Source organism: Gluconobacter potus, assembly GCF_015244705.1.
Lineage (GTDB): Bacteria > Pseudomonadota > Alphaproteobacteria > Acetobacterales > Acetobacteraceae > Gluconobacter > Gluconobacter potus.
The window spans coordinates 12,061-33,587 of sequence record NZ_JABCQF010000008.1 but is presented as its reverse complement, the minus strand read 5'-3'; the positions used below and the strand labels follow the sequence as shown (position 1 = coordinate 33,587).

The 21,527-nt window shown below is 61.1% G+C and carries 21 protein-coding genes and 1 tRNA gene; 16 read left to right on the top strand and 6 right to left on the bottom strand.

Annotation, left to right across the window (positions count from 1 at the left end; translation table 11 throughout):
• The first annotated feature begins 74 nt into the window (after nt 1-74).
• From purB to HKD31_RS11580, 9 genes are all read left to right on the top strand, one after another.
• Nucleotides 75-1,406: an adenylosuccinate lyase gene (purB, locus tag HKD31_RS11620; RefSeq protein ID WP_194265221.1), complete on the top strand. Its 1,332-nt coding sequence runs from the start codon at nt 75-77 to the stop codon at nt 1,404-1,406.
• A 145-nt stretch (nt 1,407-1,551) separates the two neighbouring features.
• Nucleotides 1,552-2,316 carry a phosphoribosylaminoimidazolesuccinocarboxamide synthase gene (gene purC, locus HKD31_RS11615; RefSeq protein ID WP_011253803.1) on the top strand — a complete coding sequence of 255 codons (765 nt, stop codon included), beginning with the start codon at nt 1,552-1,554 and terminating at the stop codon, nt 2,314-2,316.
• Nucleotides 2,313-2,555 carry a phosphoribosylformylglycinamidine synthase subunit PurS gene (purS, locus tag HKD31_RS11610; RefSeq protein WP_194265222.1) on the top strand — a complete coding sequence of 81 codons (243 nt, stop codon included), beginning with the start codon at nt 2,313-2,315 and terminating at the stop codon, nt 2,553-2,555. The genes purC and purS overlap by 4 nt, the downstream gene beginning before the upstream one ends.
• Nucleotides 2,552-2,956 (top strand): Rap1a/Tai family immunity protein, encoded by a 405-nt coding sequence (locus HKD31_RS11605; protein ID WP_194265223.1) that lies wholly within the window; start codon nt 2,552-2,554, stop codon nt 2,954-2,956. Before purS ends, HKD31_RS11605 begins: the two co-directional genes overlap by 4 nt.
• Nucleotides 2,953-3,654, top strand: coding sequence for a phosphoribosylformylglycinamidine synthase subunit PurQ (gene purQ / locus HKD31_RS11600; RefSeq protein ID WP_194265224.1), 702 nt, complete (start codon nt 2,953-2,955; stop codon nt 3,652-3,654). The genes HKD31_RS11605 and purQ overlap by 4 nt, the downstream gene beginning before the upstream one ends.
• Nucleotides 3,651-5,855, top strand: coding sequence for a phosphoribosylformylglycinamidine synthase subunit PurL (purL, locus tag HKD31_RS11595; protein WP_194265225.1), 2,205 nt, complete (start codon nt 3,651-3,653; stop codon nt 5,853-5,855). The genes purQ and purL overlap by 4 nt, the downstream gene beginning before the upstream one ends.
• Nucleotides 5,856-5,860: 5 nt before the next feature.
• Nucleotides 5,861-6,091, top strand: coding sequence for a BolA/IbaG family iron-sulfur metabolism protein (locus HKD31_RS11590; protein WP_011253808.1), 231 nt, complete (start codon nt 5,861-5,863; stop codon nt 6,089-6,091).
• Nucleotides 6,092-6,180: 89 nt separating this feature from the next.
• Nucleotides 6,181-6,516 carry a Grx4 family monothiol glutaredoxin gene (gene grxD, locus HKD31_RS11585; protein WP_194265226.1) on the top strand — a complete coding sequence of 112 codons (336 nt, stop codon included), beginning with the start codon at nt 6,181-6,183 and terminating at the stop codon, nt 6,514-6,516.
• A gap of 190 nt (nt 6,517-6,706) precedes the next feature.
• The gene (locus tag HKD31_RS11580) at nt 6,707-7,033 is read left to right on the top strand and encodes a hypothetical protein (RefSeq protein WP_062497942.1); all 327 of its coding nucleotides are present in this window, start codon (nt 6,707-6,709) and stop codon (nt 7,031-7,033) included.
• Nucleotides 7,034-7,037: 4 nt separating this feature from the next.
• On the opposite strand, the gene HKD31_RS11575 is transcribed toward HKD31_RS11580, so the two are convergent.
• The 3 genes from HKD31_RS11575 to HKD31_RS11565 are packed head-to-tail and all read right to left on the bottom strand — an operon-like array spanning nt 7,038 to nt 9,863.
• Complete coding sequence (locus HKD31_RS11575) at nt 7,038-7,349, bottom strand: YraN family protein (protein ID WP_194265249.1); 312 nt, start codon at nt 7,347-7,349, stop codon at nt 7,038-7,040.
• Between the two features lie 56 nt (nt 7,350-7,405).
• Nucleotides 7,406-8,416, bottom strand: a complete 1,011-nt coding sequence (hemB, locus tag HKD31_RS11570) for a porphobilinogen synthase (RefSeq protein ID WP_370543925.1) — start codon at nt 8,414-8,416, stop codon at nt 7,406-7,408.
• Between the two features lie 4 nt (nt 8,417-8,420).
• A complete protein-coding gene (locus tag HKD31_RS11565; RefSeq protein ID WP_194265228.1) occupies nt 8,421-9,863 on the bottom strand; it encodes an APC family permease in 1,443 nt (480 codons plus the stop codon).
• Between the two features lie 92 nt (nt 9,864-9,955).
• Between HKD31_RS11565 and glyA the strand changes: the two genes are divergently transcribed.
• On the top strand, nt 9,956-11,260 hold the full coding sequence (glyA, locus tag HKD31_RS11560) for a serine hydroxymethyltransferase (RefSeq protein WP_194265229.1): 1,305 nt from the start codon (nt 9,956-9,958) through the stop codon (nt 11,258-11,260).
• Here glyA and HKD31_RS11555 read toward each other — a convergent pair.
• A complete protein-coding gene (locus tag HKD31_RS11555; RefSeq protein WP_228120597.1) occupies nt 11,257-12,399 on the bottom strand; it encodes a M14 family metallopeptidase in 1,143 nt (380 codons plus the stop codon). The two genes, glyA and HKD31_RS11555, sit on opposite strands and share 4 nt — an antisense overlap.
• Nucleotides 12,400-12,747: 348 nt before the next feature.
• Between HKD31_RS11555 and HKD31_RS11550 the strand changes: the two genes are divergently transcribed.
• Complete coding sequence (locus HKD31_RS11550; protein WP_194265230.1) at nt 12,748-13,800, top strand: glycosyltransferase family 4 protein; 1,053 nt, start codon at nt 12,748-12,750, stop codon at nt 13,798-13,800.
• The gene (locus HKD31_RS11545) at nt 13,797-14,873 is read left to right on the top strand and encodes a glycosyltransferase (RefSeq protein ID WP_194265231.1); all 1,077 of its coding nucleotides are present in this window, start codon (nt 13,797-13,799) and stop codon (nt 14,871-14,873) included. Before HKD31_RS11550 ends, HKD31_RS11545 begins: the two co-directional genes overlap by 4 nt.
• Here the strand turns inward: HKD31_RS11545 and HKD31_RS11540 are convergent.
• The gene (locus HKD31_RS11540; RefSeq protein ID WP_194265232.1) at nt 14,870-16,051 is read right to left on the bottom strand and encodes a DEAD/DEAH box helicase; all 1,182 of its coding nucleotides are present in this window, start codon (nt 16,049-16,051) and stop codon (nt 14,870-14,872) included. The genes HKD31_RS11545 and HKD31_RS11540 overlap by 4 nt on opposite strands.
• A gap of 62 nt (nt 16,052-16,113) precedes the next feature.
• On the opposite strand from HKD31_RS11540, the gene HKD31_RS11535 reads away from it, so the two are divergent.
• The 4 genes from HKD31_RS11535 (at nt 16,114) to nhaA (ending at nt 20,577) form a co-directional block, all read left to right on the top strand.
• Nucleotides 16,114-17,046 carry a mitochondrial fission ELM1 family protein gene (locus HKD31_RS11535; RefSeq protein WP_194265233.1) on the top strand — a complete coding sequence of 311 codons (933 nt, stop codon included), beginning with the start codon at nt 16,114-16,116 and terminating at the stop codon, nt 17,044-17,046.
• A 12-nt stretch (nt 17,047-17,058) separates the two neighbouring features.
• On the top strand, nt 17,059-18,945 hold the full coding sequence (locus HKD31_RS11530; RefSeq protein WP_194265234.1) for a hypothetical protein: 1,887 nt from the start codon (nt 17,059-17,061) through the stop codon (nt 18,943-18,945).
• Nucleotides 18,946-19,042: 97 nt separating this feature from the next.
• Nucleotides 19,043-19,117 (top strand) — tRNA-Val (locus HKD31_RS11525).
• Between the two features lie 248 nt (nt 19,118-19,365).
• Nucleotides 19,366-20,577, top strand: coding sequence for a Na+/H+ antiporter NhaA (nhaA, locus tag HKD31_RS11520; protein WP_194265235.1), 1,212 nt, complete (start codon nt 19,366-19,368; stop codon nt 20,575-20,577).
• On the opposite strand, the gene HKD31_RS11515 is transcribed toward nhaA, so the two are convergent.
• On the bottom strand, nt 20,574-21,437 hold the full coding sequence (locus tag HKD31_RS11515) for an aldo/keto reductase family oxidoreductase (RefSeq protein ID WP_194265236.1): 864 nt from the start codon (nt 21,435-21,437) through the stop codon (nt 20,574-20,576). The two genes, nhaA and HKD31_RS11515, sit on opposite strands and share 4 nt — an antisense overlap.
• Nucleotides 21,438-21,527: the final 90 nt, after the last annotated feature.

Sequence of the window (21,527 nt, the reverse complement as noted above, 5' to 3'; positions counted from 1 at the left end):
AAGGGGTCCGTGCAATATCTTCGTATTTGGTCTAAGGAGCCTCCGTAAAGCCCCACCTCGCATCCGGAGTTCCCATGGTACCCCGTTACAGCCGTCCGCAGATGACTGCCATCTGGTCTCCCGCCAACCGTTTTCGTATCTGGTTCGAGATCGAAGCCCTTGCCTGCGAAGCCATGGCGAAACGGGGTGACATTCCCGCCGAATCAGCAAAGACCATCCGCGAGAAGGGTGACGTTGCCATGGCTGCGTTCTCCGACGCGGATCTGGCCCGCATCGACGAGATCGAAGCCGAAACGCGCCATGACGTCATCGCGTTCCTGACATGGCTTGCGGAAAAAGTCGGTCCGGACAGCCGTTTCGTCCATCTGGGCATGACGTCTTCGGACGTGCTGGACACCTGCCTGTCCGTCCAGATGACGCAGGCCGCCGATCTGCTGCTGGAAGATCTGGACCGCGTTCTCGCCGCGCTGAAGGCCCGTGCTTACGAGCACCGCAATACGGTCACGATCGGCCGCAGCCACGCGATCCATGCCGAGCCGACCAGCTTTGGCCTGAAGATCGCCGGACACTACGCTGAATTTGCCCGGAACCGCGCCCGTCTGATCCAAGCGCGCAAGGAAATCGCGGTCTGCGCCATCTCCGGCGCTGTCGGCACCTATGCCCATATCGATCCGGAAATCGAGGAATATGTGGCCGACAAGCTGGGTCTGGCTGTCGAGAGCGTGTCCACGCAGGTCATTCCGCGTGACCGTCATGCCGCATTCTTCTGCACGCTCGGCGTGATCGCCAGCGGTATTGAGCGTCTGGCTGTCGAGGTCCGTCATCTGCAGCGTTCGGAAGTCCGGGAAGCGGAAGAATTCTTCCACAAGGGACAGAAGGGCAGTTCGGCAATGCCGCACAAGCGCAACCCTGTCCTGTCGGAGAACCTGACGGGTCTGGCGCGCCTGATCCGCTCGCATGTCATCCCGGCGCTGGAAAACGTCGCGCTGTGGCATGAGCGGGACATCAGCCACTCCGCCGTCGAGCGCAACATCTGCCCTGATGCGACGATCGGTCTGGATTTCGCGCTGATCCGTCTGGCCGGGATGATGGAAAAGCTGGTCGTCTACCCCGAGCAGATGATCGCGAACATGGAGAGCCTGGGTGGCGTCGTCCATTCCGGCGAAGTGCTGCTGACGCTGGCCCGTGCGGGCATTTCACGCGAGGACGCCTATCGCATCGTGCAACGTAACGCCATGGAAACATGGACGAAGCTGGGCAAGCCGGGCTTCAGGACTTTCCGCGAAAACCTTGAGGCCGATCCGGAAGTATCCGGTCGTGTCAGCAAGGACATTCTCGATCAGGCGTTCGATCCGGCACAGCATCTGCGCGCCGTGGATCGTATTTTCGCCCGTATCTTTGACTGAGAGGTCTGTGGGGCGTAGGCGTCCTATGATTTCCTGCGCCCCGCACACTCGCAGTTCCGGTTCCGCAATGCTATGGAACCACAATTCGTCGCTGCTCCAGCCGTCCGCATTTCCTGTCAGGACGGCGCAACGCTAAGGATTGCTCATGGCTCGCCGCCGCCAGCTCTATGAGGGCAAAGCCAAGGTTCTTTTTGAAGGCCCAGAACCCGGCACACTCGTTCAGTACTTCAAGGATGATGCCACTGCCGGAAACGGCGCAAAGAGCGGCATCATCACCGGGAAGGGCGTACTGAACAACCGCATCAGCGAATACCTGATGCTCAAGCTGCACGAGATCAACATCCCGACCCACTTCATCCGCCGGCTGAACATGCGCGAGCAGCTCATCCGCGAAGTGGAGATCATTCCGCTTGAAGTCGTGGTGCGGAACGTGGCGGCGGGCTCCCTGTCCAAGCGGCTCGGCATCCCCGAGGGGACGCGCCTGCCGCGCACGATCATCGAGTACTATTACAAGAACGATGCACTCGGCGATCCGATGGTCTCCGAAGAGCACATCGCCGCCTTCAACTGGGCCGCGCCGCAGGACATGGACGACATGAACCAGCTGGCGCTCCGGACGAACGATTTCCTGATGGGGATGTTCACGGCCGTCGGCATCACGCTCGTCGATTTCAAGCTGGAATTCGGGCGGATCTGGGAAGGCGAGGAGATGCGCATTCTTCTGGCGGACGAGATTTCGCCGGATAACTGTCGTCTGTGGGATTCCAAGACGAACGAGAAAATGGACAAGGATCGCTTCCGCCGTGACATGGGTCGCGTCGAGGAAGCATATCAGGAAGTGGCAAAGCGTCTCGGGATCCTGCCCGAGTCTGGGAATGGTGACCTCAAGGGTCCGGAGGCAGTTCAGTGAAAATCCGTGTTTTTGTTTCCCTGAAAGACGGCGTTCTCGATCCGCAGGGCAAGGCCGTGGGCCATGCTCTCGAAACCCTCGGCTTCAAGGGCCTGGGCGAAGTCCGCATCAACCGCGTCGTCGAGCTTGAAGTTCCGGCCGACAATGCTGCCGATGCTCTGGCGGAGGGCGAAGCCATGGCCCGCGCCCTGCTGGCCAATGAAGTCATCGAAGATTTCAGCGTTGAGGTGGCAGGATGACCCGTCTTTCCACGATGCTCCTGCTGGCCGGCCTCGTGGCCGCGCCGGCTCTCGTTGCAGCCCCGGCCCACGCACAGCGCGTGTCCAAGGTTTCGGGCAAGGCTCTGGGCCAGATGTGCTCCAGCAAGTCGTCCATCGGCATGTGCGACGCCTATCTGTCCGGCCTAATGGACGGCGAGGCCTGGGCCAAGAAGTACGACAGCTTTGCGCATGATGAGTCCGCCCCGGTGGCATTCTGCGTTCCGGCCCAGCAGACCGCACCGCAGGTGCGTGGTCTGGTCGTGGCCTGGCTGCATGCGCATAACGATGCGCTGACGGAGCCGGCAGGCAAGGCCGTCTATCGTGCCCTGCATGACACCTATCCGTGCCATGCATCCGCTCCGGCGGAGGACCAGAAATGAAGGCAGGTATCGTCGTATTTCCCGGCACGAACCGGGAGCGCGACATGGTCCATGCCCTGAAGCTGGTCACAGGGCAGGCGCCGCGTCTGATCTGGCACGGGGAGACCTCGCTGGGGGATCTGGACCTCGTGGTGCTGCCGGGCGGTTTCAGCTTTGGGGACTATCTGCGCAGTGGTGCCATGGCCGCCCATTCGCCGATCATGCGCGACGTCAAGGCGTTCGCAGGCAAGGGCGGTCATGTGCTGGGCGTCTGCAACGGCTTCCAGATTCTGACGGAATCCCATCTGCTGCCGGGTGCGCTGCTGCGTAATGCGGGTCTGCGCTTCCTGTCGCAGGACTGCCACCTCAAGGTCGAGAACGCGTCTTCGCCCTATACGCAGGGCTGGACGCGCGGCGACGTGTTCCGTGCGCCGCTCGCGCATGGTGACGGCAACTACACGGCCTCGCCCGAAACGCTGAAGCGTCTTGAAGGCGAAGGCCGCGTGGCGTTCCGCTATTGCGGTGCGGATGGTGCGGTTTCGGACGATGAACGCGCAACCAACCCCAACGGGAGCACGCGCTCCATCGCCGGTATCCTGAGCGAGAATGGCCGTGTCTGTGGCCTGATGCCGCACCCGGAGAACCTGACTGACCCCGAAATCGGCGCAACCGACGGCGTGCCGCTTTTCAAAGGCCTTGTGGAGGCTCTTGTCGGATGAGTGTGACGATTGATGCCCAGCTTGCCCAGTCTTTCGGACTGACCGGCGAGGAATACGACAAGCTTGTCACGATCATGGGCCGGACGCCGAGCTTCACGGAGCTCGGAATTTTCTCCGTCATGTGGTCCGAGCACTGCTCCTACAAATCGTCCCGCATCCATCTCAAGACGCTGCCAACCAAGGCGCCGTGGGTCATTCATGGGCCGGGCGAGAACGCAGGCGTCGTGGATATCGGTGAGGGTCTGGCCGCCGTCTTCAAGATGGAGAGCCACAACCACCCGTCCTTCATCGAGCCCTATCAGGGTGCGGCAACGGGCGTTGGCGGCATCCTGCGTGACGTGTTCACGATGGGCGCACGCCCGGTTGCAAACCTCAATGCTCTGCGTTTCGGCGATCCGAAACATGCGGGAACGCGTCGCATCGTCGATGGTGTTGTCCGTGGCGTTGGCGGTTATGGCAACTGCGTCGGTGTTCCGACCGTGGGTGGCGAGGTCAACTTCCACAAGGCGTATGACGGCAATCCGCTCGTCAATGCCATGACGGTGGGTGTGGCCAAGCAGGACAAGATCTTCCTGTCGGCTGCGGCGGGCGTGGGCAATCCGGTTGTGTATGTCGGCTCCAAGACGGGGCGTGACGGCATTCATGGCGCGACCATGTCCTCAGCGGAGTTCGATGAGGAAGCCGCGTCCAAGCGTCCGACGGTTCAGGTTGGCGATCCGTTCATCGAGAAGCTGCTGATCGAGGCCTGCCTCGAACTGATGGCGACGGATGCGATCGTGGCCATTCAGGATATGGGTGCTGCGGGTCTGACGTCTTCCGCCGTTGAAATGGCAGGCAAGGGCGGCGTGGGCATCGAGCTCAATCTCGATGCCGTACCGCAGCGCGAGCCGAACATGTCGGCTTACGAAATGATGCTGTCCGAGAGCCAGGAGCGCATGCTCATGGTCCTCAAGCCCGAGCGGACCGAAGTTGCCCGTGCGATCTTCGCAAAGTGGGAGCTGGACTTCGCCGTCATCGGTGAACTGACCGATACGGGCCGCATTACGATCCGCCACAAGGGCGAAGTCGAGGCTGACATTCCGCTGGCCCCGCTGGCAGATGAGGCTCCGGTCTACAACCGTCCGACCGTGCCTCTGACGGCACCGGCACGGATCGAGACACCGGCTGACCCGGAAGGGATCGAGAAGGCGCTTCTGACGCTGATCGGTTGCCCGGATCTGGCGTCCCGCGCCTGGGTCTGGAACCAGTATGATGGCTCGGTTGGTGGCAACACGGCGCGTCGTCCAGGTGCGGCCGATGCGGCTGTTGTGCGCGTTGAAGGCACGCGTCTGGGTCTTGCCCTGACGACGGACTGCACACCGCGCTACTGTCAGGCTGATCCGAAGACAGGCGGTGCGCAGGCTGTTGCCGAGGCATGGCGCAACATCACGGCAACGGGCGCAACTCCGCTGGCCGTGACGGACAACCTGAACTTCGGCAATCCGGAACGTCCGGAAATCATGGCGCAGTTTGCCGATGCCATCAAAGGCATGGGCGATGCCTGCCGTGCGCTCGACTTCCCGGTCGTGAGCGGCAACGTCTCGCTGTATAACGAGACGCGTTCCCCGTCCGGTGAAGCACAGGCCATCCTGCCGACACCGGCGATCGGTGCGCTTGGCGTACTGGCGGACGCGTCCAAGTCCATCGGGCTTTCCATGCCGGATGCCCATGATCTGGTGCTGGTTGGTGCCATTCGTGGCGAACTCGGGCAGTCGCTGTGGCTGCGCGAAATCTGCCAGCGTGAAGATGGCGCACCGCCCGTTGTCGATCTTGCGGTCGAACGTCGCAATGGTGATTTTGTGCGCAGCCAGATTGCTGCGGGCACGGTTGCGGCCTGTCATGACATTGCCGATGGTGGTCTGCTGGTGACGGTGGCGGAAATGGTCATGGCGAGCGGCGTTGGCTGCACGCTTGAAGCCGCGCCGACGGATGTTGCGGCGCATGCATTCTGGTTCGGTGAGGACCAAAGCTGCTACGTCATTGCAACTTCCGACGGTGCAGCCCTTGTCGCGGCGGCGGAGAAGGCCAACGTTCCGGCAATGCGCCTGGGACGTTCGGGTGGCTCCAATCTGGAGCTTCCGGGCACTGTCCGCGTCAGTGCCGAGCGTCTCCGGGAGATCAATGCCGCATTCTTCCCGCGGTTCATGGGTGAAGGGGCCTGATTTTCATGCCTATGGCAGCTTCTGAAATCGAACGCACGATCCTTGCCGCCATTCCCGATGCCCGGATCGAGATCGAAGATCTCGCCGGGGACGGGGATCACTACGCCTGCACGGTCACGAGTGAGGCCTTCCGTGGCCTTTCTCGTGTGCGACAGCACAAACTGGTCTATGATGCTTTCGGAACCCGCATGGGCACTGAACTGCATGCGATGGCCCTCAAGACGCTCACCCCTTAAGAGCCGGGGCTGACGTCCTTTTTTCCAGACGAGCACTGAGACAGCAGGCGCGGACCCATCGTCCGCCCTGCCGAAACAAGGAAAATCCAATGTCCGAAACCGTGTTCCAGCATATCCAGAACCTGATCGACGCCAATCCGGTCATGCTGTTCATGAAGGGTGACAAGCTCTTCCCGCAGTGCGGCTTCTCCGCCCGTGTGGTGCAGATCCTCACGCATCTCGGCGTTCCGTTCGAGACCTGCAACATCCTTGAAAGCGCCGAACTGCGTCAGGGCATCAAGGATTTCTCCCAGTGGCCGACCGTGCCGCAGCTCTACATCAAGGGCGAGTTCGTCGGTGGCTGCGATATCGTGACCGACATGTACCAGAGCGGTGAGCTCGAGACTCTGCTGACCGAAAAAGGCATCACGACCGCCAACGTCTGATTCGGGCACGGTCATAACGGAAAGCGCCGAATTCAGCGTTTTTTAAGCATTGCTCCTGCCACATTTCAGCCATGAAGCGGCGAAAAGTGGCAGGACCTTGATTTTTTCGGAAACTTTCCCAAGAGGGGTTGTCGAACCCCGAGTTCAGCGCATAGGCTGGTTCCATCAGAACGGGATGGGATAAACGTCAATGGCGCGGAACTGGGTCGGCAGAATTGCTCTGGGTATCATGGGCGTCGGTATCTGCATGGGGGCAGGCAAGGCCTATGCCCGTCCGGCAATCACCGATTACGAAGCCAGCAAGCTGACCTTCGATGCACTGACCGCCACGCCGGTCTATCACCACGTCGTTTTCCATCATGCTCTTGCACGTCGCACGACGTCGCATAATACGGCCGTTGCCTGGAACAGTTCACACGCGGTTGTCCGTAACGTGGCCTATCGTCCGCATGCAGTCGCTCACGCACGTGTCGCAGTTGCCTCGGCACACCGCCACGCACGCGTCCGTCGGACCTGATCCTTCAGGTCAGGCGCAGTGCATCCTGAATGCGCCGCGCCTGACCTGAAGGGTCCACGACGATCAGATCGAACCGGGTGCTGGGCCTGTTCCACTCAGGTTTTGTCAGCAGAATATAGTTGAAGGCTTCCATCAGCCTTTGAGACTGTCTGACTGTCAGACATGACGCACTTTCCCGCAGGCTGCGTCTCTGCTTGACCTCAACGGCAATCAGCCATTCCGAATCTGCCGCCAGAAGATCGAGTTCGCCATAAGGCGTTCGCAGTCTCTGTGCGAGAATTGTCAGCCCGCGCTCCTCAAGGAGGCGGGCTGCAATGTTTTCGGCGTTCAGCCCCGTGTAATAGGACTGAACGCCGCGTGTCTGCCTACTTTTCAGCGTTCGTTCCGCAGAAGACGTGCTGCATCCAGAGCGAAATAGGTGAGGATGCCGTTACAGCCAGCGCGTTTGAAGGCGATCAGGCTTTCCATGATCGTGCGGTCACGGTCGAGCCAGCCGTTCTGGATGGCCCCCATCAGCATCGCGTACTCGCCTGACACCTGATAGGCGAAAGTCGGGACCTCGAAGCGTTCACGGACGCGACGGATGATGTCGAGATACGGCATGCCAGGCTTGACCATGATCATGTCCGCACCTTCACGCAGATCCTGCTCGACTTCGCGCATGGCTTCGTCGGAATTGGCCGGATCCATCTGATATGTCTTCTTGTCCCCGTGCAGCAGGCTGCCGGAACCCAAGGCATCACGGAACGGACCGTAGAAGGCGGAGGCATACTTGGCCGTATAAGCCATGATGCGCGTCGTGTCGTAGCCGTTGCCGTCGAGCGTTTCGCGGATGGCCTTGACGCGACCGTCCATCATGTCGGACGGAGCGATGATGTCATTGCCGGCGCGGGCCTGATTGAGGGCCTGCTGACGCAGGATCTCCACAGAGGCGTCGTTGAGGATACGGCCGTTCTCGATCACGCCGTCATGGCCATGATCGGTGTACGGATCGAGCGCCACGTCGCCGATGATACCCAGATCGGGGAAGGCTTCCTTGATGGTGCGCGAGGCACGGCACATCAGGTTGTCCGGATTGAGGGCCTCGGTACCAGTAGCATCGCGGACGCTCATGGGTGTCACGGGGAAAATGGCGATGGCCGGGACGCCGAGGTCCACGGCCTGCCGGACGTGTTCGACGACATTGTCCACGCTGACGCGCTCGGCGCCCGGCATGGAGTCGACCTTCTGGCGCTGGTTTTCGCCTTCGCAGACGAAAATCGGCCAGATCAGGTTGTCGACATGCAGGCGATGTTCCTGCACCAGACGGCGGGTGAAATCATCGTGGCGATTACGCCGCGGGCGGGAGAGGGGGTATGCTGCATTGCTCATGCCCCCGATCATGCTCCTAACTTTCGCTTCTGCAAAGTCGACTGTTGCGGATGCCGTACGCAAAATAGACGGCAAGTCCAATGGCGAGCCAGACAACAAGTCTGATCCAGGTCAACCTGTCGAGCGATACCATCACCGCACCGCAGGACAGAATGCCGAGCACGGGAACGAGCAGGCCACCCGGAACGCGGAACTGTCGCGGAGCTTCCGGATATCTGTGGCGCAGGACCGGAACGCCGATGCAGACAATGATAAAGGCCAGCAATGTGCCGATGGACGTCATGTTGCCAAGCTGTCCGATCGGAAGCACCGCAGCAAGCACGCTGGTCAGCGCCGCAAACATCAGATGTGACGTCCAGGGCGTATGGGTGCGGGCATTGAGCTTCGAGAAAACGGGCGGCAGCAGACCATCATGGGACATGATGAGGAAGACGCGCGCCTGCCCCATCAGCAGCCCGAACAGGACCGAGATGTATCCGGCTGTGATGCCGAGTTTCACAAGGCTGGCCAGCCAGGGCATGCCGGCGACATCGATGGCCGTGGCAACGGGGCTCGGATCATTGGCCATGGCGCGGTAATCGACCACGCCGGTCAGGACCATCGAGAACACGGCATAGACCACGGAGCAGACGAGCAGGCTTCCCAGAATACCAATGGGGATGTCGCGCGCCGGGTTGCGGCTGTCCTGTGCCGTAGTGGAGACGATGTCGAAGCCCAGATAGGCGAAGAACGCCATGCCCGCGGCGCGCATGACGCCGGACATGCCGAACTGTCCGAATGTGCCGGTGTTCTGCGGGATGAACGGATGATAGTGCGCGAAGCTGATATGGGGCGCGCAGGCCGCGATCACGGCGACGATGACGGCAAGTTTGATGCAGACGACGATCGTGTTGATGGTCGTGGATTCACTCACCCCGCGCATCAGTAGGGCCGTGACACCCCAGAGCGCACAGACGGCCGGAAGATTGAACCAAGCCGAAGCCATGCTTCCATCCGGCATCGTGACGGGCGTCATTGGCGTTGCCAGCAGGCGCGGATCAATATGGATGCCCCAGCCCCCCAGCAACGACGCAAGATAGCCTGACCAACTGGACGCGACGGCGGCAGCGCCCACGGTATATTCCAGCACGAGATCCCAGCCGATGATCCAGGCGATCAGTTCGCCCATCGAAGCATAGGCGTAGGAATAGGCTGAGCCGCCCGAAGGGATCATGCTGGCGAGTTCGCCGTAACACAGGCCCGCAAAGCCGCAGGCCACCGCTGCGATGACGAAAGAGAGGGTCACGGCCGGGCCGGCATTCTGGCCGGCGGCGACGCCCGTGAGGGAAAAAAGGCCAGCACCGATCGTCACGCCGACGCCCAGGGCAACAAGCTGCCACGGGCCGAGGACACGCTTGAGGCCAGTCTGGCTGTCAGTTGCGGAAGATACGGGTTTGGTCCGCCAGAGCGGAGTGGTCATGAAGGATCCTCGTTTGATAGGCGGATTGTTTTTGCCGAGGCAGGCAATCTGGGCTAGTCACATGCCGAACTCACCCTGGAGAATGGACCACGATGTCGGAACACGCCAGCCAGTCCACGCTGAATCGTTTCTTTCATGCCCCCCTCAAGGAGGTTGATGCCGAAGTTGCCACCATCCTGAACGAGGAGCTGACGCGCCAGCAGGATGGCATCGAGCTCATCGCTTCGGAGAACATGGCCTCCTTTGCCGTCATGGAAGCACAGGGTTCAGTGCTGACGAACAAGTATGCGGAAGGCCTTCCGGGCAAGCGCTATTATGGCGGTTGCGTGGATGTGGACCGCGTCGAGAACCTCGCCATTGAGCGTCTAAAGAAGATGTTCGGCGCAGAGTTCGCCAATGTGCAACCGCACTCCGGCGCCAACGCCAACCAGGCGGCTTTCATGGCACTCGCCGCTCCGGGCGATACGATTCTGGGCCTGAGTCTCGCCGCTGGTGGACATCTGACGCATGGCGCGGCTCCGAACTATTCGGGCAAGTGGTTCAACTCCGTGCAGTACGGTGTGCGTGCCGAAGATGGTCTGATCGACTATGACCAGATGGAAGCACTGGCCCGCGAGCACAAGCCGAAGATCATCGTGGCTGGCAGCTCGGCTTACCCGCGCGTCATCGACTTTGCCCGCTTCCGCAAGATCGCCGATGAAGTCGGTGCGTATCTGATGGTCGACATGGCGCATTTCGCCGGTCTGGTCGCCGCAGGTCTGTATCCGAACCCGGTTCCGGTGGCCGACATCACGACGTCCACGACGCACAAGACGCTGCGTGGCCCGCGTGGTGGCATCATCCTGACGAACAATCCGGATCTAGCGAAGAAAGTGAACTCCGCCGTGTTCCCGGGGCTGCAGGGCGGTCCGCTCATGCACGTCATTGCAGGCAAGGCCGTCGCTTTTGGCGAAGCCCTGTCGGATGAGTTCAAGGCCTATCAGAAGCGCGTTCTGGCCAATGCCCGCGCGCTGGCGGACGAGCTTCAGAACCGTGGCTTCGACATCGTCACGGGTGGCACGGACAGCCATCTGATCCTCGTGGATCTGCGTCCGAAGAAGGTAACGGGCAAGCTGGCCGAAGCCATCCTCGAGCGCGCCGGCATCACGGCGAACAAGAACGCCATTCCGTTCGATCCGGAAAAGCCGTTCGTAACCTCCGGCATCCGTCTGGGCAGCCCGGCGGCGACGGCACGCGGTTTCGGGGAAGCCGAGTTCCGCGAAGTCGGTCGTATGATCGACGAAGTGCTGACGGCGGCTCTTGAGGAAGACAATGCCGAGGCCGTGACGGCCCGCGTGCATGAGGAAGTGAAAGCCCTGTGCCGCCGCTTCCCGATCTATGACCGCGCTTCTGCCTAAGACCTGAACAATACTGCGGTTCGTCTGGCCAGACGAACCGCAAGCTGCCCCCTGCGGGGGCGAAGATTGGGCATGATCAGCAGACACTCGTCATAGGGTGTGTAGATCAGATCATGTCCGTCATGAGCGAGGGGCGTTCCCGCCTTGGGGATTGTAACCCCGCCCTCCCATGGCCTGATGAAACTGAAATCCGCATTCCGGGCGATGATATTGTCCGTCACCACCGCCATTTCCGGCGGGCACGACTCCTCTGTCGCCTGTCCACGAAGATGGATGGTCTCGGCCTCCACCAGCAGGCGTGCGATGGCGCTTTCCATGACCGTGACGGTGGCAGGCTCCCAGTGAGGACCCGCTTCCAGAAGACAACTACGTCCGGTACCGCCCGCCGACATGAAATGCGCATGCTCGATCAGCCGTGATCCGCCATGATGCCCGAGATCCGTCAGGACCGTCTGCGGCAATTCCTTGCCCCCGGCCAGAGCACAGGCGAATTCGGCAGATCGCTGACGGGGTGGGGCAATGAACAGGGGTTCGGATGGCCAGAGTGTGGAATGCAGATCCAGAAGCAGGTCCGCCCGGGCGATATAGGGCTGAAGCTTACGGGCGCGCTCAAGTTCGCTGGAATGCTCGCGACTGTTCAGGCGTGTGTTATGCCACAGACGGTTGAGATCCTCGTCCACATGACGGGACATGACCGGATTGGCAGCATCGAAGCGATCGAACGCCTCCAGATTGGCCAGGATCAGCGTCAGGCGTCCCGAGGACAGGACAGGACCACGCCTGCGGAGATTTTCAAGCGCCCATCCCCCGGCATATTCGTTTCCATGCACCATGGCCGTGATGACCATCTCCGGCCCGGAACGTCCCGAATCGAAAACCCAGACGCCCGGCATGCCCGAAGGAGGTGCGAGCCACGATGAAAGATCGGGGGGCGGAAGGGCCACGTTGAAGACCAGGGGCGGACGGCCGAGCCCCGGCAGCGTTTCCGACAGGCGGGGCTGACGGATCCGGAGCGGATGGTGCCGCTGTCCCGCCTTGCAACTCATGGTCCCCGGAAACCCGACGATACAGGGCAGGACCAACTGCTCCCCGTCCGGTCGCCCGGCGGAGCCATACCTGCACTGGGGAGCGTAGGACATGGATCGGTCATGGGTTGTAGTGTAAGCACGTTGGGGACGGCTCGCCAGAGAGGGAATGTTGCCTTTTTCTTCGGCCGGCCCTGAGGAGAGTCACATTTCGCCGAGGTTGGTCTGGCGCGTCCCTTTTCCGTACTCCGCTTGGTTTTTCGCGGATTACGGCTCGTGTCCATGGTCACGACCCAGGTACAGACGGCACATGAACGGACGATGAAACAGTCTCTCTCCTTTTTTCACAAATTGTGGCAGCGGCTTCCTGCCGGATCCCGAAGGCGGTTTTTCGCGTGGGTCACGGCGCTCGCAGCCCCTGCGCTCAGGCCGCACAGAATTGTTCCGGCACACGGGATGATCGTGGCGGGAGAATTCAGCCGCAGTTCGGGACTGGGCGAGGGAGCACGCCTGATGGTCCGGGCACTGCGGGACATGAACATTCCCTGCGCAACATGGGACGTTGACAGACGCGTTCTTGAAGGGGACGCGACGGGGCCGGGAGCGCCACTGATAATTCACGTCAATGCGCCGATGCTGCCTTATGTACAGCTTTTCATGCCACGCTGGCTGAGAACCGGACGGCGGGTCATCGGATACTGGGCCTGGGAACTGCCGGTTGTGCCGCAGACATGGCGTCATGCCCGCCGTCATGTCCATGAAATCTGGGCTCCGTCGCATTTTACCGCTCAGGCTTTTCGTACGCTGGGGCGTCCTGTGCGGGTCGTCGAGCATCCGGTGGGCCTTGCGGAACAGAAACCCTCAGACCGTGACCGGGCATCTTTCAGGTTACCGGAAGACTGCGTGATTGTTCTGGTTTCGTTCAGCCTGTCTTCCAGCATGGTGCGCAAAAGCCCGATTGAGACGATCCAGGCGTTTCGCGCTGCCTTCGGGGAGCGTTCAGACCGGCTCCTACTCATGAAGATCGGCCATACCGAACATTATCCTGACGACCTGGCGGAGATCCGGGCGGCCACCGGCGGAGCGCCCAATATCCGGATCGAGACCGGGCAGCTCAGCGGCGCGGACCGGCTTGCCCTGACGGTCTGTGCGGATATCGTGCTGTCCCTCCATCGTAGTGAAGGGTTCGGCCTTGTCGTGGCGGAGGCCATGGCGCTGGGGCGGTGCGTGATTGCAACGGACTGGTCGGCGACGACGGAGTTTCTGGACGGGACGTGCGGTCTGCCGGTCCCGTACACGCTGGTTCCGGCGCGGGATCCACGCGGGATCTGGGACATGCCGGATACAAAATGGGCACTGCCCGACAGGGACGCTGCCGTGGCGGCCCTGCGGACTGCAGCCGCAGATCCGGACTTGCGGTCCCGCCTTGGTGCGAATGCCAGACAGAGGATCGCCACGCGCCTGAATGGTGCGACACTACGGGAAGCGGCTCTGGCGGTTGGGGTCCAGCCGTGACGAAACCTGCCGAACGCATTCTTGTGTGGCAATGGGGGCGGCGGGGAGCCGGGCCGCGGATTGCCGTGGATCTGGCGGATGGGCTGAGACGACTGCCCGATACGGATGTTCTGCTCTGCCTGTCAGACCGGGCGGAAATCCTTCAGAGCCGGAATGCTCCGGACGCGGTCGTGAAAGTTGCGACCTACAGCTCCATCCAGGGCCTGGTCGGACGCCTGCTGACGGTACCGGGACTCCTGCACCAACTGGGACGGATTGTGAGAGACTTCTGTCCGGACATAGCGATCTGTGCGATGCCGGGACCTCTGGATCTACTGATGACGCATGTGCTGCGTCGGGCTGGCGTACGGATCGTGGTCATTGTCCACGATGCGCAGCCTCATCCGGGCGATGGCTATCCTTTTCAGGCGATCCTGCAACGCCGGCTGATCCGTCAGGCCGATCAGATCGTCACATTCAGCCGTCATGTCGCCGATAGACTGGCCACCGGGCCGGATGCCGTAGGCTGTCCCGTCGTCGCCTTGGCTCACCCACCGTTCATTGGGGAGGCAGCCGCGCCACCATTCGCCCATGAGGGAGCCCCGCGCATCCTGATGTTTGGCCGTCTGTTGCCCTACAAGGGGCTGGATCTGCTGGCGGAAGCTTTGCCGCATGTCAGGCGTGAGTTCGAATGTCGGGTTGTGGGACAGGGACCTGAAAGCCCGGAATTGGGGCGACTTGCGACACTGGCGCAGGTCAGGGTCGAGAACCGCTGGGTCGCAGAAGACGAACTTCCCCGCCTCATCGCATGGGCCGACATTGTGGTGCTGCCCTATCGTGAGGCCTCCCAGAGTGGCGTCGGGGCTATGGCGATTGCCAGCGGGCGCTATGTCGTCGCAACGCGGGTCGGGGGGCTGGTGGAGCAGTTTTCGGACGATGCGCAGGCCGTTCTGTGCGCGCCGGAACCGGTGGCGATTGCGAGAGCGCTGGAGAATATCCTTGACGCGCCTCCACCCGTTCGCCCGCAGGTTGATAGCGGGCAGGAATGGGAAAATCTGGCGAGAGATATTCTCGCCAGCCGTGAGATGTCCTAGCGGTCCAGCGAGTCTTCCGTCGCGATCCGGACGCGGTAGCCGATATGCTTTTCGACATCGCGCAGGAACGTGCGCTCGTCGATATTGATCAGCGAGAACGCCACGCCCTTGCGACCGGCACGGGCGGTCCGGCCAATACGATGGACATAAGCTTCCGGCGTTTCGGGCATGTCCATGTTGATGACGAGATCCACATCCGGGATGTCGAGACCACGCGAGGCGATATCGGTCGTGACCAGCACGGGAACACGCCCCTGACGGAACAGATCCAGTGCCTTGTTGCGGGCACCCTGCGTCCGGTCGCCATGCAGGGTTTCAACCCGAAGGTTATGCCGGCGCAGGGTTTTGGCGAGCGCGTCCACCGTGTTTTTCGTCCGCGCGAAAACGATGCTGCGGCCTTCGAAATGCTTCAGGAGACGGGCAACGGTCTCGGGCTTGTCGTCCTTCTCCACGAAAATCGCCCGCTGACGGATATTCTTGGGCGTGAAGGATTCCGCCGCGATTTCCACGCGGACGGGATTGCGCGTCACACGCTTGGCCAGATCCATGACCGGTTCGGGCAGTGTAGCCGAGCAGAAAACAGTCTGGGGCGGCTGGTCCGGAAAATAGGGAGTCAGCGCCGTCATGCTGGCGGAGAAATCCTCATCCAGCAGACGATCCGCCTCATCCAGAACCAGATAGGTCAGATGTTCCAGAACAAGATCGGCCTGCATGACCAGATCCAGAAGACGGCCATGGGTCGCAACGATGATATCCACGCCATCGCTGACGGACTGGACCTGCTGCTCCCGGGACGTCCCGCCGCAGATAACGCGCGTTTTCAGAGACAGCCTGCGCCCGAGCTGACGGCAGACGGCCGCAGTCTGGGCAGCAAGCTCGCGCGTAGGTTCCAGAATAAGCGCACGGGGGCCGGGGGCCGGGCCAGCTTCTTCGAGCTTCTGGAGCATGGGCAGCACGAAAGCGGCGGTCTTGCCGCTGCCTGTCTGGGAGCCGACCAGAACGTCCTTGCCCTCCAGCAGAGGGGGGATGGCCTGTGCCTGGATCAGGCTCGGACGTTTGTGTCCGGCCTGGGCAAGAGTTGCCAGCAGGGGCGCAATCAGCCCAAGCTCCTCAAACCCGGGAGCAGGAGTGGCGGACGTTGCGGTCGGCGAGGCAGGGCGCGGCTGGGACGTTGTCATGTGCGCTTCTTGCCAAATTTCTCGCAGTTCGGGAAATACCTTCTTTTTTGCGGAGTTCCCTCATGAAGGCTATCATCATCGCAGAGGACTTCGCCGGCATGCGGGCACAGGGGGCGGGACTGGCTGAAAAGGCTGGTCTGGAGTGGGATTTCCGGCCTGTGTGTATCCAGCCTTTCTGGTCGCGTTTTCCGGCGCGTTACTGGCCCTCTCCGATGCGCCGGGTCGATCCCATCAGGATTCCCGAAGACACAGGCCTCATCATCTGTATCGGCGGAACAGGGGGCGTCATCGGCAGGGCCGTTGCCCGGCGCGAGGGACTGCCGGTCGTGCAGATCCAGAACCCGCGCATGCCGGTCAGCAAGTTCGACCTCGTGATTGCCAACACGCATGATGGCATCAGCGGACCGAATGTCCTGATTTCGCGCAATGCACTGCATCCCGTCACACCACAGAAGCTCGCTGTGGCACGGACCGAATGGGAAGAGCGCCTGAAACAGGACGCACGGCCGCTTCTGTCCATTCTGGTTGGGGGCGCCAATGGTCGTTTCTCGCTGGGACCGGTTGAAGCGGAGCGGATGGCGGACGGGATCATCACTTTCACGAAGCGCAATGCCATGCAGGCCGTCCTTACCCCCTCCCGCCGGACCGATCCCGCTGCCGTGGCCATTTTTCTCGAACGGCTAGAGCCTCATGGTATTGCCGTTCTGACAGGTAGCGGGGACGACAACCCTTATATGGGTATGCTGGCCTGTGCGGACATGATTGCCGTCACGACGGACAGTGTCTCGATGATTTCCGAAGCCGTGGCGACCTCTGCCCCGGTCCTGGTTTTTCCGCTTCCAGGCCGCTCCAGCCGGATTTCACGCTTTGTAAAAACGCTTGAAGACGCCGGGCGGGTTAAGTGGTTCGATCCGACACAGGTTCCGTGGGATGTCATGCCGCTTGACGATACCCCCCTCGTGGCGAGAGAAATGCGCCGACGTCTGAAGCTCTGAAAGGGCCCCTGTATGCTCGATATCCGCACCTTTGGTCCGCAGGGTGGCAATGTTCTGTACAAGGCGCTGGCGCATCCGCTGGCCGCGGAAGCACTCGTCCGGATGGAAGCCGAATTCGCAGGGCGGACACTGGCTGTCTACGATCCGGATGACGCTGCCCGCACGCTTGCCGCGCTCTATCCGGGGCTGAAACCAGCCTGCGTCTATGTTCATGATACGGAACGGGTGGGACAGCCGGACGGTTTTGGCGGAACGCTTCGTGCGCTCGTGGACCTGCCCGCGACCGAAGCGGATGCCATCCTTGCCCTGTCTTTTGAAGACGCCAAGATGCGGACCCGGCTGAAGGGGCTTCAGAACGGTCGGGATCTTTACACGCTTGCCCCGGCGCGCCTTCCAGACGAGATGCTGGTTGCCGGTCGTCCCTATCTGGACAAACTGAACTTTGCGACCAACTTCGCCTTCTTCCGCGAGACAGAGCAGTTTTCCTGCCGGATCGTGACGGCCAATTACTGGTCCAGCTATGCGGCGGAGAACCTGCGTTACTGGATGCGGCTCTATGACGGAGCGGGCAAGGTCCTGGCCCAGTGGGAACAGCCGGTGACTGAAGCCGGGGCAGGAATCACGATCGACAGCGCCGATATCCGTCGCCGCTTTGATCTGCCGGAATTTACGGGACAGCTTTTCATCCATGTTCTGGGTGCACGCGGACATGACGTCGTCAAATATGCTCTCGACAGCTGGGGTAAAAACGGCGACCCGAGCCTCTCCGTCACGCATGATGCCAATGCCTGGCCTTCCGTGCGTTACGCAACCCTTCCGGCCCCTGAGCCCGACGAAACGCTGATCGTCTGGGTACAGAACAGCCACGCGACCACCATTCCGGCTGGAGGCATTATCTTTAACCGGATGGGAGAAGACACATCGCATGCGCTCCACCGTGCTGTCGGGCCGTTCGAGACGGTGGCCGTGGATGTTGGCGCGCTTTTTCCCGGATTACACTGGCCCGCACAGCTTGAACTGCGTTCGGGCCGGCATCTCGTACGTCCACGCTATGAAATCACGCAGCGCGGCCGCACCCGCATCGCCCATCTGAACGTGGAGCGGGACGATCTGCGCCCAGAGCCTGCCATCCGTCAGTTTGCGCCGTCGCTGGGCCGTGGATTCCTGCTGCCGTTTCCGATCCTGGATCCGAAGCAGTTCGAGACGTTCCTGCAGCCCAACCCCATGTCCGAAGCGCTCCAGTCCCTTCCCGTAAGGCTCGATCTGTTTGATGAGACAGGCGGGAAGGTCGGATCGCATTTCCTGGGTAACCTTCCCCGCAACCACGACACGGCCCTTGCACTGCACACCCTGATAGATCGACCAGGTCATGCCGATCTGGTCTATGATTTCCGCGATGGCGGCGAAGCCGATGGCTGGCTGCACGCCCTGATGCGCTATCGGAACCGCGAGAGCGATCACGCCGCTGAAACCAGTTTTGGTGCCCATATTTTCAACACGCTCATGACCTGGCGCTCCGAGCCGCAATCGTACTCAGGCCCACCGCCGGGCCTGACGACACGGCTTTTCCTGAAGCTGGGACAAAAGACGGATCAGGACACGCTACGTAGCTTCTGCTACCTGATCCATCCGGCTTCTGTCGAAGGAACCGATATCTCGGAAACCGTCCTTCTACTCCATGATGCAAATGGTGCCCTGATTGCCCAAACGACCGTCAGGATTGCGCCCAACGGGTCATTCATGGTGCGCCCGCACGAGCTGTTTGAAGGCTCGCACCTCGATCGTGCCGGGGAAGGCGGCTACGTCCTGATCCGGGACCTGACCTGCCGCCTCTTCGGCTATCATGGCCTGGAAAACGGAAAAGGCGCATTCTCGCTGGACCACATGTTCGGCTTCTGAACCGCTGAAACACGGGAACCGCAGCGGATAATGCGGTTCCCCATGAAAAAGATCTTGTCAGGAAAACAACACCTTGCTAGAAGCCCGTCCCACGGATGGGCGCGTAGCTCAGCGGTAGAGCACTGCCTTCACACGGCAGGGGTCACAGGTTCAATCCCTGTCGCGCCCACCATCCTGACTGGCTGTTTTTAGCCATTTTCCCCTACATAAACGACTGCTTGGCCCGTTTGCTTGGGCATAGCCTACCCCATTCATACCCCAGTCGTAATGTTCCCATCCGTGGCAGGGCCATGCCATCTCCTGAGTTGGGTTAGGCGTATCGAGCCAGTGCTGGCGGATAGGGATATGCGGCAATCTTAGCCGCTTCACCTCGTTCTTTGGAAAGCTTGTGTGGAAGGCTATCCCGTTCGACAACAGCGAATGACCGCACCTTTTGTTCCGGCCACTGCCCATGTCAGACGCTTCCTGAAATCTTCCGCCGGTGGAGCATCCTTTCTCCTGCTTGCGTCTCTTGCCGGGTTTGTTCTGGCCAATTCGCCATGGGCGGCGGGCTATAGAACCCTGACGACACTCCCGCTGAAATTTCCCTTTCTTGGAAAGCGGGGTCCCGACAATATCGCCGCATGGGTTTCTGACGGGCTGATGACCCTGTTCTTTCTGGTGGTCATTCTCGAAATCAAAAAGGAAATCGTCTCTGGACATCTCTCGTCGCTCCGACGTGTCGCTCTGCCACTGATTGGAGCAGTGGGCGGGATGGTGGTGCCGGCACTGACATATCTGCTGGTGACATGGGGACACCCGGAAGCAACTTCTGGCTGGGCTATTCCTGTGGCAACGGATGCGGCCTTCACCTTGCCAATCATCCTTGCTCTGGGACGGCGTGTCTCGCCCGGAGGACGAGCATGGCTGATGGCACTTGCCATTTTCGATGACGTGCTGGGGATTGTAGTGATCGCCCTGTTTTATGGCAGCGCCCTGTACTGGCCTGCACTACTCGCGGCTGTACTTGTCACGGCCGCATTGATTGGAGCGAACAGGGCAGGGATCAGAACACTCTGGGCTTATGGGTCGGGCGGCGTTCTGCTCTGGACTACGCTTCTGGATTCCGGGCTCCACCCGACACTTGCTGGGGTCATTACCGGTCTGTGTCTGCCCGCAGGGGACGCGAGAGGGGCTGCCCCTCTCGATCGGGTTTCATCTGCGGTCACGCCCTTCGTCACCTGGATCGTCCTGCCGCTTTTTGGTTTCATGAACGTGGGCATTTCAGTGGCCGGCATCAAACCGGACATGATGCTGGAAGCTGTTCCGCTCGGGATCATACTGGGACTGATGATTGGCAAGCCTGTCGGGGTATTTGGCGCAACACTGCTCTCGATCCGGCTGAAGGTCGCCATGCTTCCAGCCGGCACCTCAACCGGAATGCTGTTCGGTCTTTCGCTGCTGTGCGGCATTGGCTTCACGATCAGCCTGTTTGTAGCAAATCTGGCATTTTCCGGATCAGATCTTATGACCCCGGCGAAGATGGGAATCTTCACCGGTTCAGCCTTGTCTGCTCTGAGCGGATGGCTCTGGTTGCGTTTTATACCGCAGACAGTAACCCGGCCATCCGAAGAGGGCGGCTTCCCGCGTTAAGCGATGGCGTCAAGTCGCGCACGAGCATCGTCCGGCAATTCCAGCTCTGCTGCTGCCAGGTTTTCCGACAGGTGAAGAAGATTCGAAGTTCCCGGGATGAGGAGCAGATTAGGGGAGCGGGCCAACAGCCATACCAGAGCGACCTGTAACGGTGTAGCCCCGATATCTGCTGCAACTCGGGACAGGACATCGGACTGGATGGGGCTGAACCCACCCAGGGGAAAGAACGGCACATAGGCCACGCCCTGTGAAGCCAGCGCGTCGATCAGCGCATCATCCTTCCTGTGGACGAGGTTGTAATGGTTCTGCACGCAGACCACTGGTGCGATCGTCTGCGCTTCAGCGACCTGGGCAGCCGTTGCATTGCTGAGACCGATATGACGGATGAGCCCCTGTTCACGCAGCGCAGCGAGTGCCGAAAACGGCTCCGCCAGCGAGCCTTCTTTGGGTGCAAAAATGTCCCCCATCAGTCGCAGATTGACCACCTCAAGCCGGTCCAGCCCCAGATTGCGCAGATTGTCATGCACGGCTCTGGTCAGGTCTTCCGCGCTCTGGGCTGGCTGCCATGATGCATCCTCGCCACGCACCGCGCCGACCTTGGTTACGATCATGAGGTCATCGCCATAAGGGTGCAGGGTCTCCCGGATGATCTGGTTCGTGACATGCGGGCCGTAAAAATCGCTGGTATCGATATGATTGACGCCGGCTTCGACCGCCGCTCGCAGTACAGCAATAGCGGCTTCATGGTCCCGCGGTGGCCCGAAGACACCAGGGCCGGCAAGCTGCATCGCCCCGTACCCCATGCGGTTCACGACGCGGTCGCCGAGTATAAAGGTTCCTGCATTGGCCTGACTGCTCATTGGTATCTCCTGGATAAGGGGGCACACCAAACATGGACGGCGCTCGAATGATCGATAAGCTGCTCAATCCTGAACGGCCCGTACGGAAAA

What these genes read in the sequence shown, in the direction of transcription:
- purB (WP_194265221.1), top strand. Translation starts at nt 75, where the DNA reads ATGGTACCCCGTTACAGCCGTCCGCAGATGACTGCCATCTGGTCTCCC.
- HKD31_RS11535 (WP_194265233.1), top strand. Translation starts at nt 16,114, where the DNA reads ATGAAGGCTATCATCATCGCAGAGGACTTCGCCGGCATGCGGGCACAG.
- HKD31_RS11530 (WP_194265234.1), top strand. Translation starts at nt 17,059, where the DNA reads ATGCTCGATATCCGCACCTTTGGTCCGCAGGGTGGCAATGTTCTGTAC.
- purQ (WP_194265224.1), top strand. Translation starts at nt 2,953, where the DNA reads ATGAAGGCAGGTATCGTCGTATTTCCCGGCACGAACCGGGAGCGCGAC.
- HKD31_RS11540 (WP_194265232.1), bottom strand. Translation starts at nt 16,051, where the DNA reads ATGACAACGTCCCAGCCGCGCCCTGCCTCGCCGACCGCAACGTCCGCC.
- HKD31_RS11565 (WP_194265228.1), bottom strand. Translation starts at nt 9,863, where the DNA reads ATGACCACTCCGCTCTGGCGGACCAAACCCGTATCTTCCGCAACTGAC.
- hemB (WP_370543925.1), bottom strand. Translation starts at nt 8,416, where the DNA reads ATGATCGGGGGCATGAGCAATGCAGCATACCCCCTCTCCCGCCCGCGG.
- HKD31_RS11580 (WP_062497942.1), top strand. Translation starts at nt 6,707, where the DNA reads ATGGCGCGGAACTGGGTCGGCAGAATTGCTCTGGGTATCATGGGCGTC.
- HKD31_RS11605 (WP_194265223.1), top strand. Translation starts at nt 2,552, where the DNA reads ATGACCCGTCTTTCCACGATGCTCCTGCTGGCCGGCCTCGTGGCCGCG.
- HKD31_RS11555 (WP_228120597.1), bottom strand. Translation starts at nt 12,399, where the DNA reads ATGTCCTACGCTCCCCAGTGCAGGTATGGCTCCGCCGGGCGACCGGAC.
- purL (WP_194265225.1), top strand. Translation starts at nt 3,651, where the DNA reads ATGAGTGTGACGATTGATGCCCAGCTTGCCCAGTCTTTCGGACTGACC.
- purC (WP_011253803.1), top strand. Translation starts at nt 1,552, where the DNA reads ATGGCTCGCCGCCGCCAGCTCTATGAGGGCAAAGCCAAGGTTCTTTTT.
- nhaA (WP_194265235.1), top strand. Translation starts at nt 19,366, where the DNA reads ATGACCGCACCTTTTGTTCCGGCCACTGCCCATGTCAGACGCTTCCTG.
- grxD (WP_194265226.1), top strand. Translation starts at nt 6,181, where the DNA reads ATGTCCGAAACCGTGTTCCAGCATATCCAGAACCTGATCGACGCCAAT.
- glyA (WP_194265229.1), top strand. Translation starts at nt 9,956, where the DNA reads ATGTCGGAACACGCCAGCCAGTCCACGCTGAATCGTTTCTTTCATGCC.
- HKD31_RS11515 (WP_194265236.1), bottom strand. Translation starts at nt 21,437, where the DNA reads ATGAGCAGTCAGGCCAATGCAGGAACCTTTATACTCGGCGACCGCGTC.
- HKD31_RS11590 (WP_011253808.1), top strand. Translation starts at nt 5,861, where the DNA reads ATGCCTATGGCAGCTTCTGAAATCGAACGCACGATCCTTGCCGCCATT.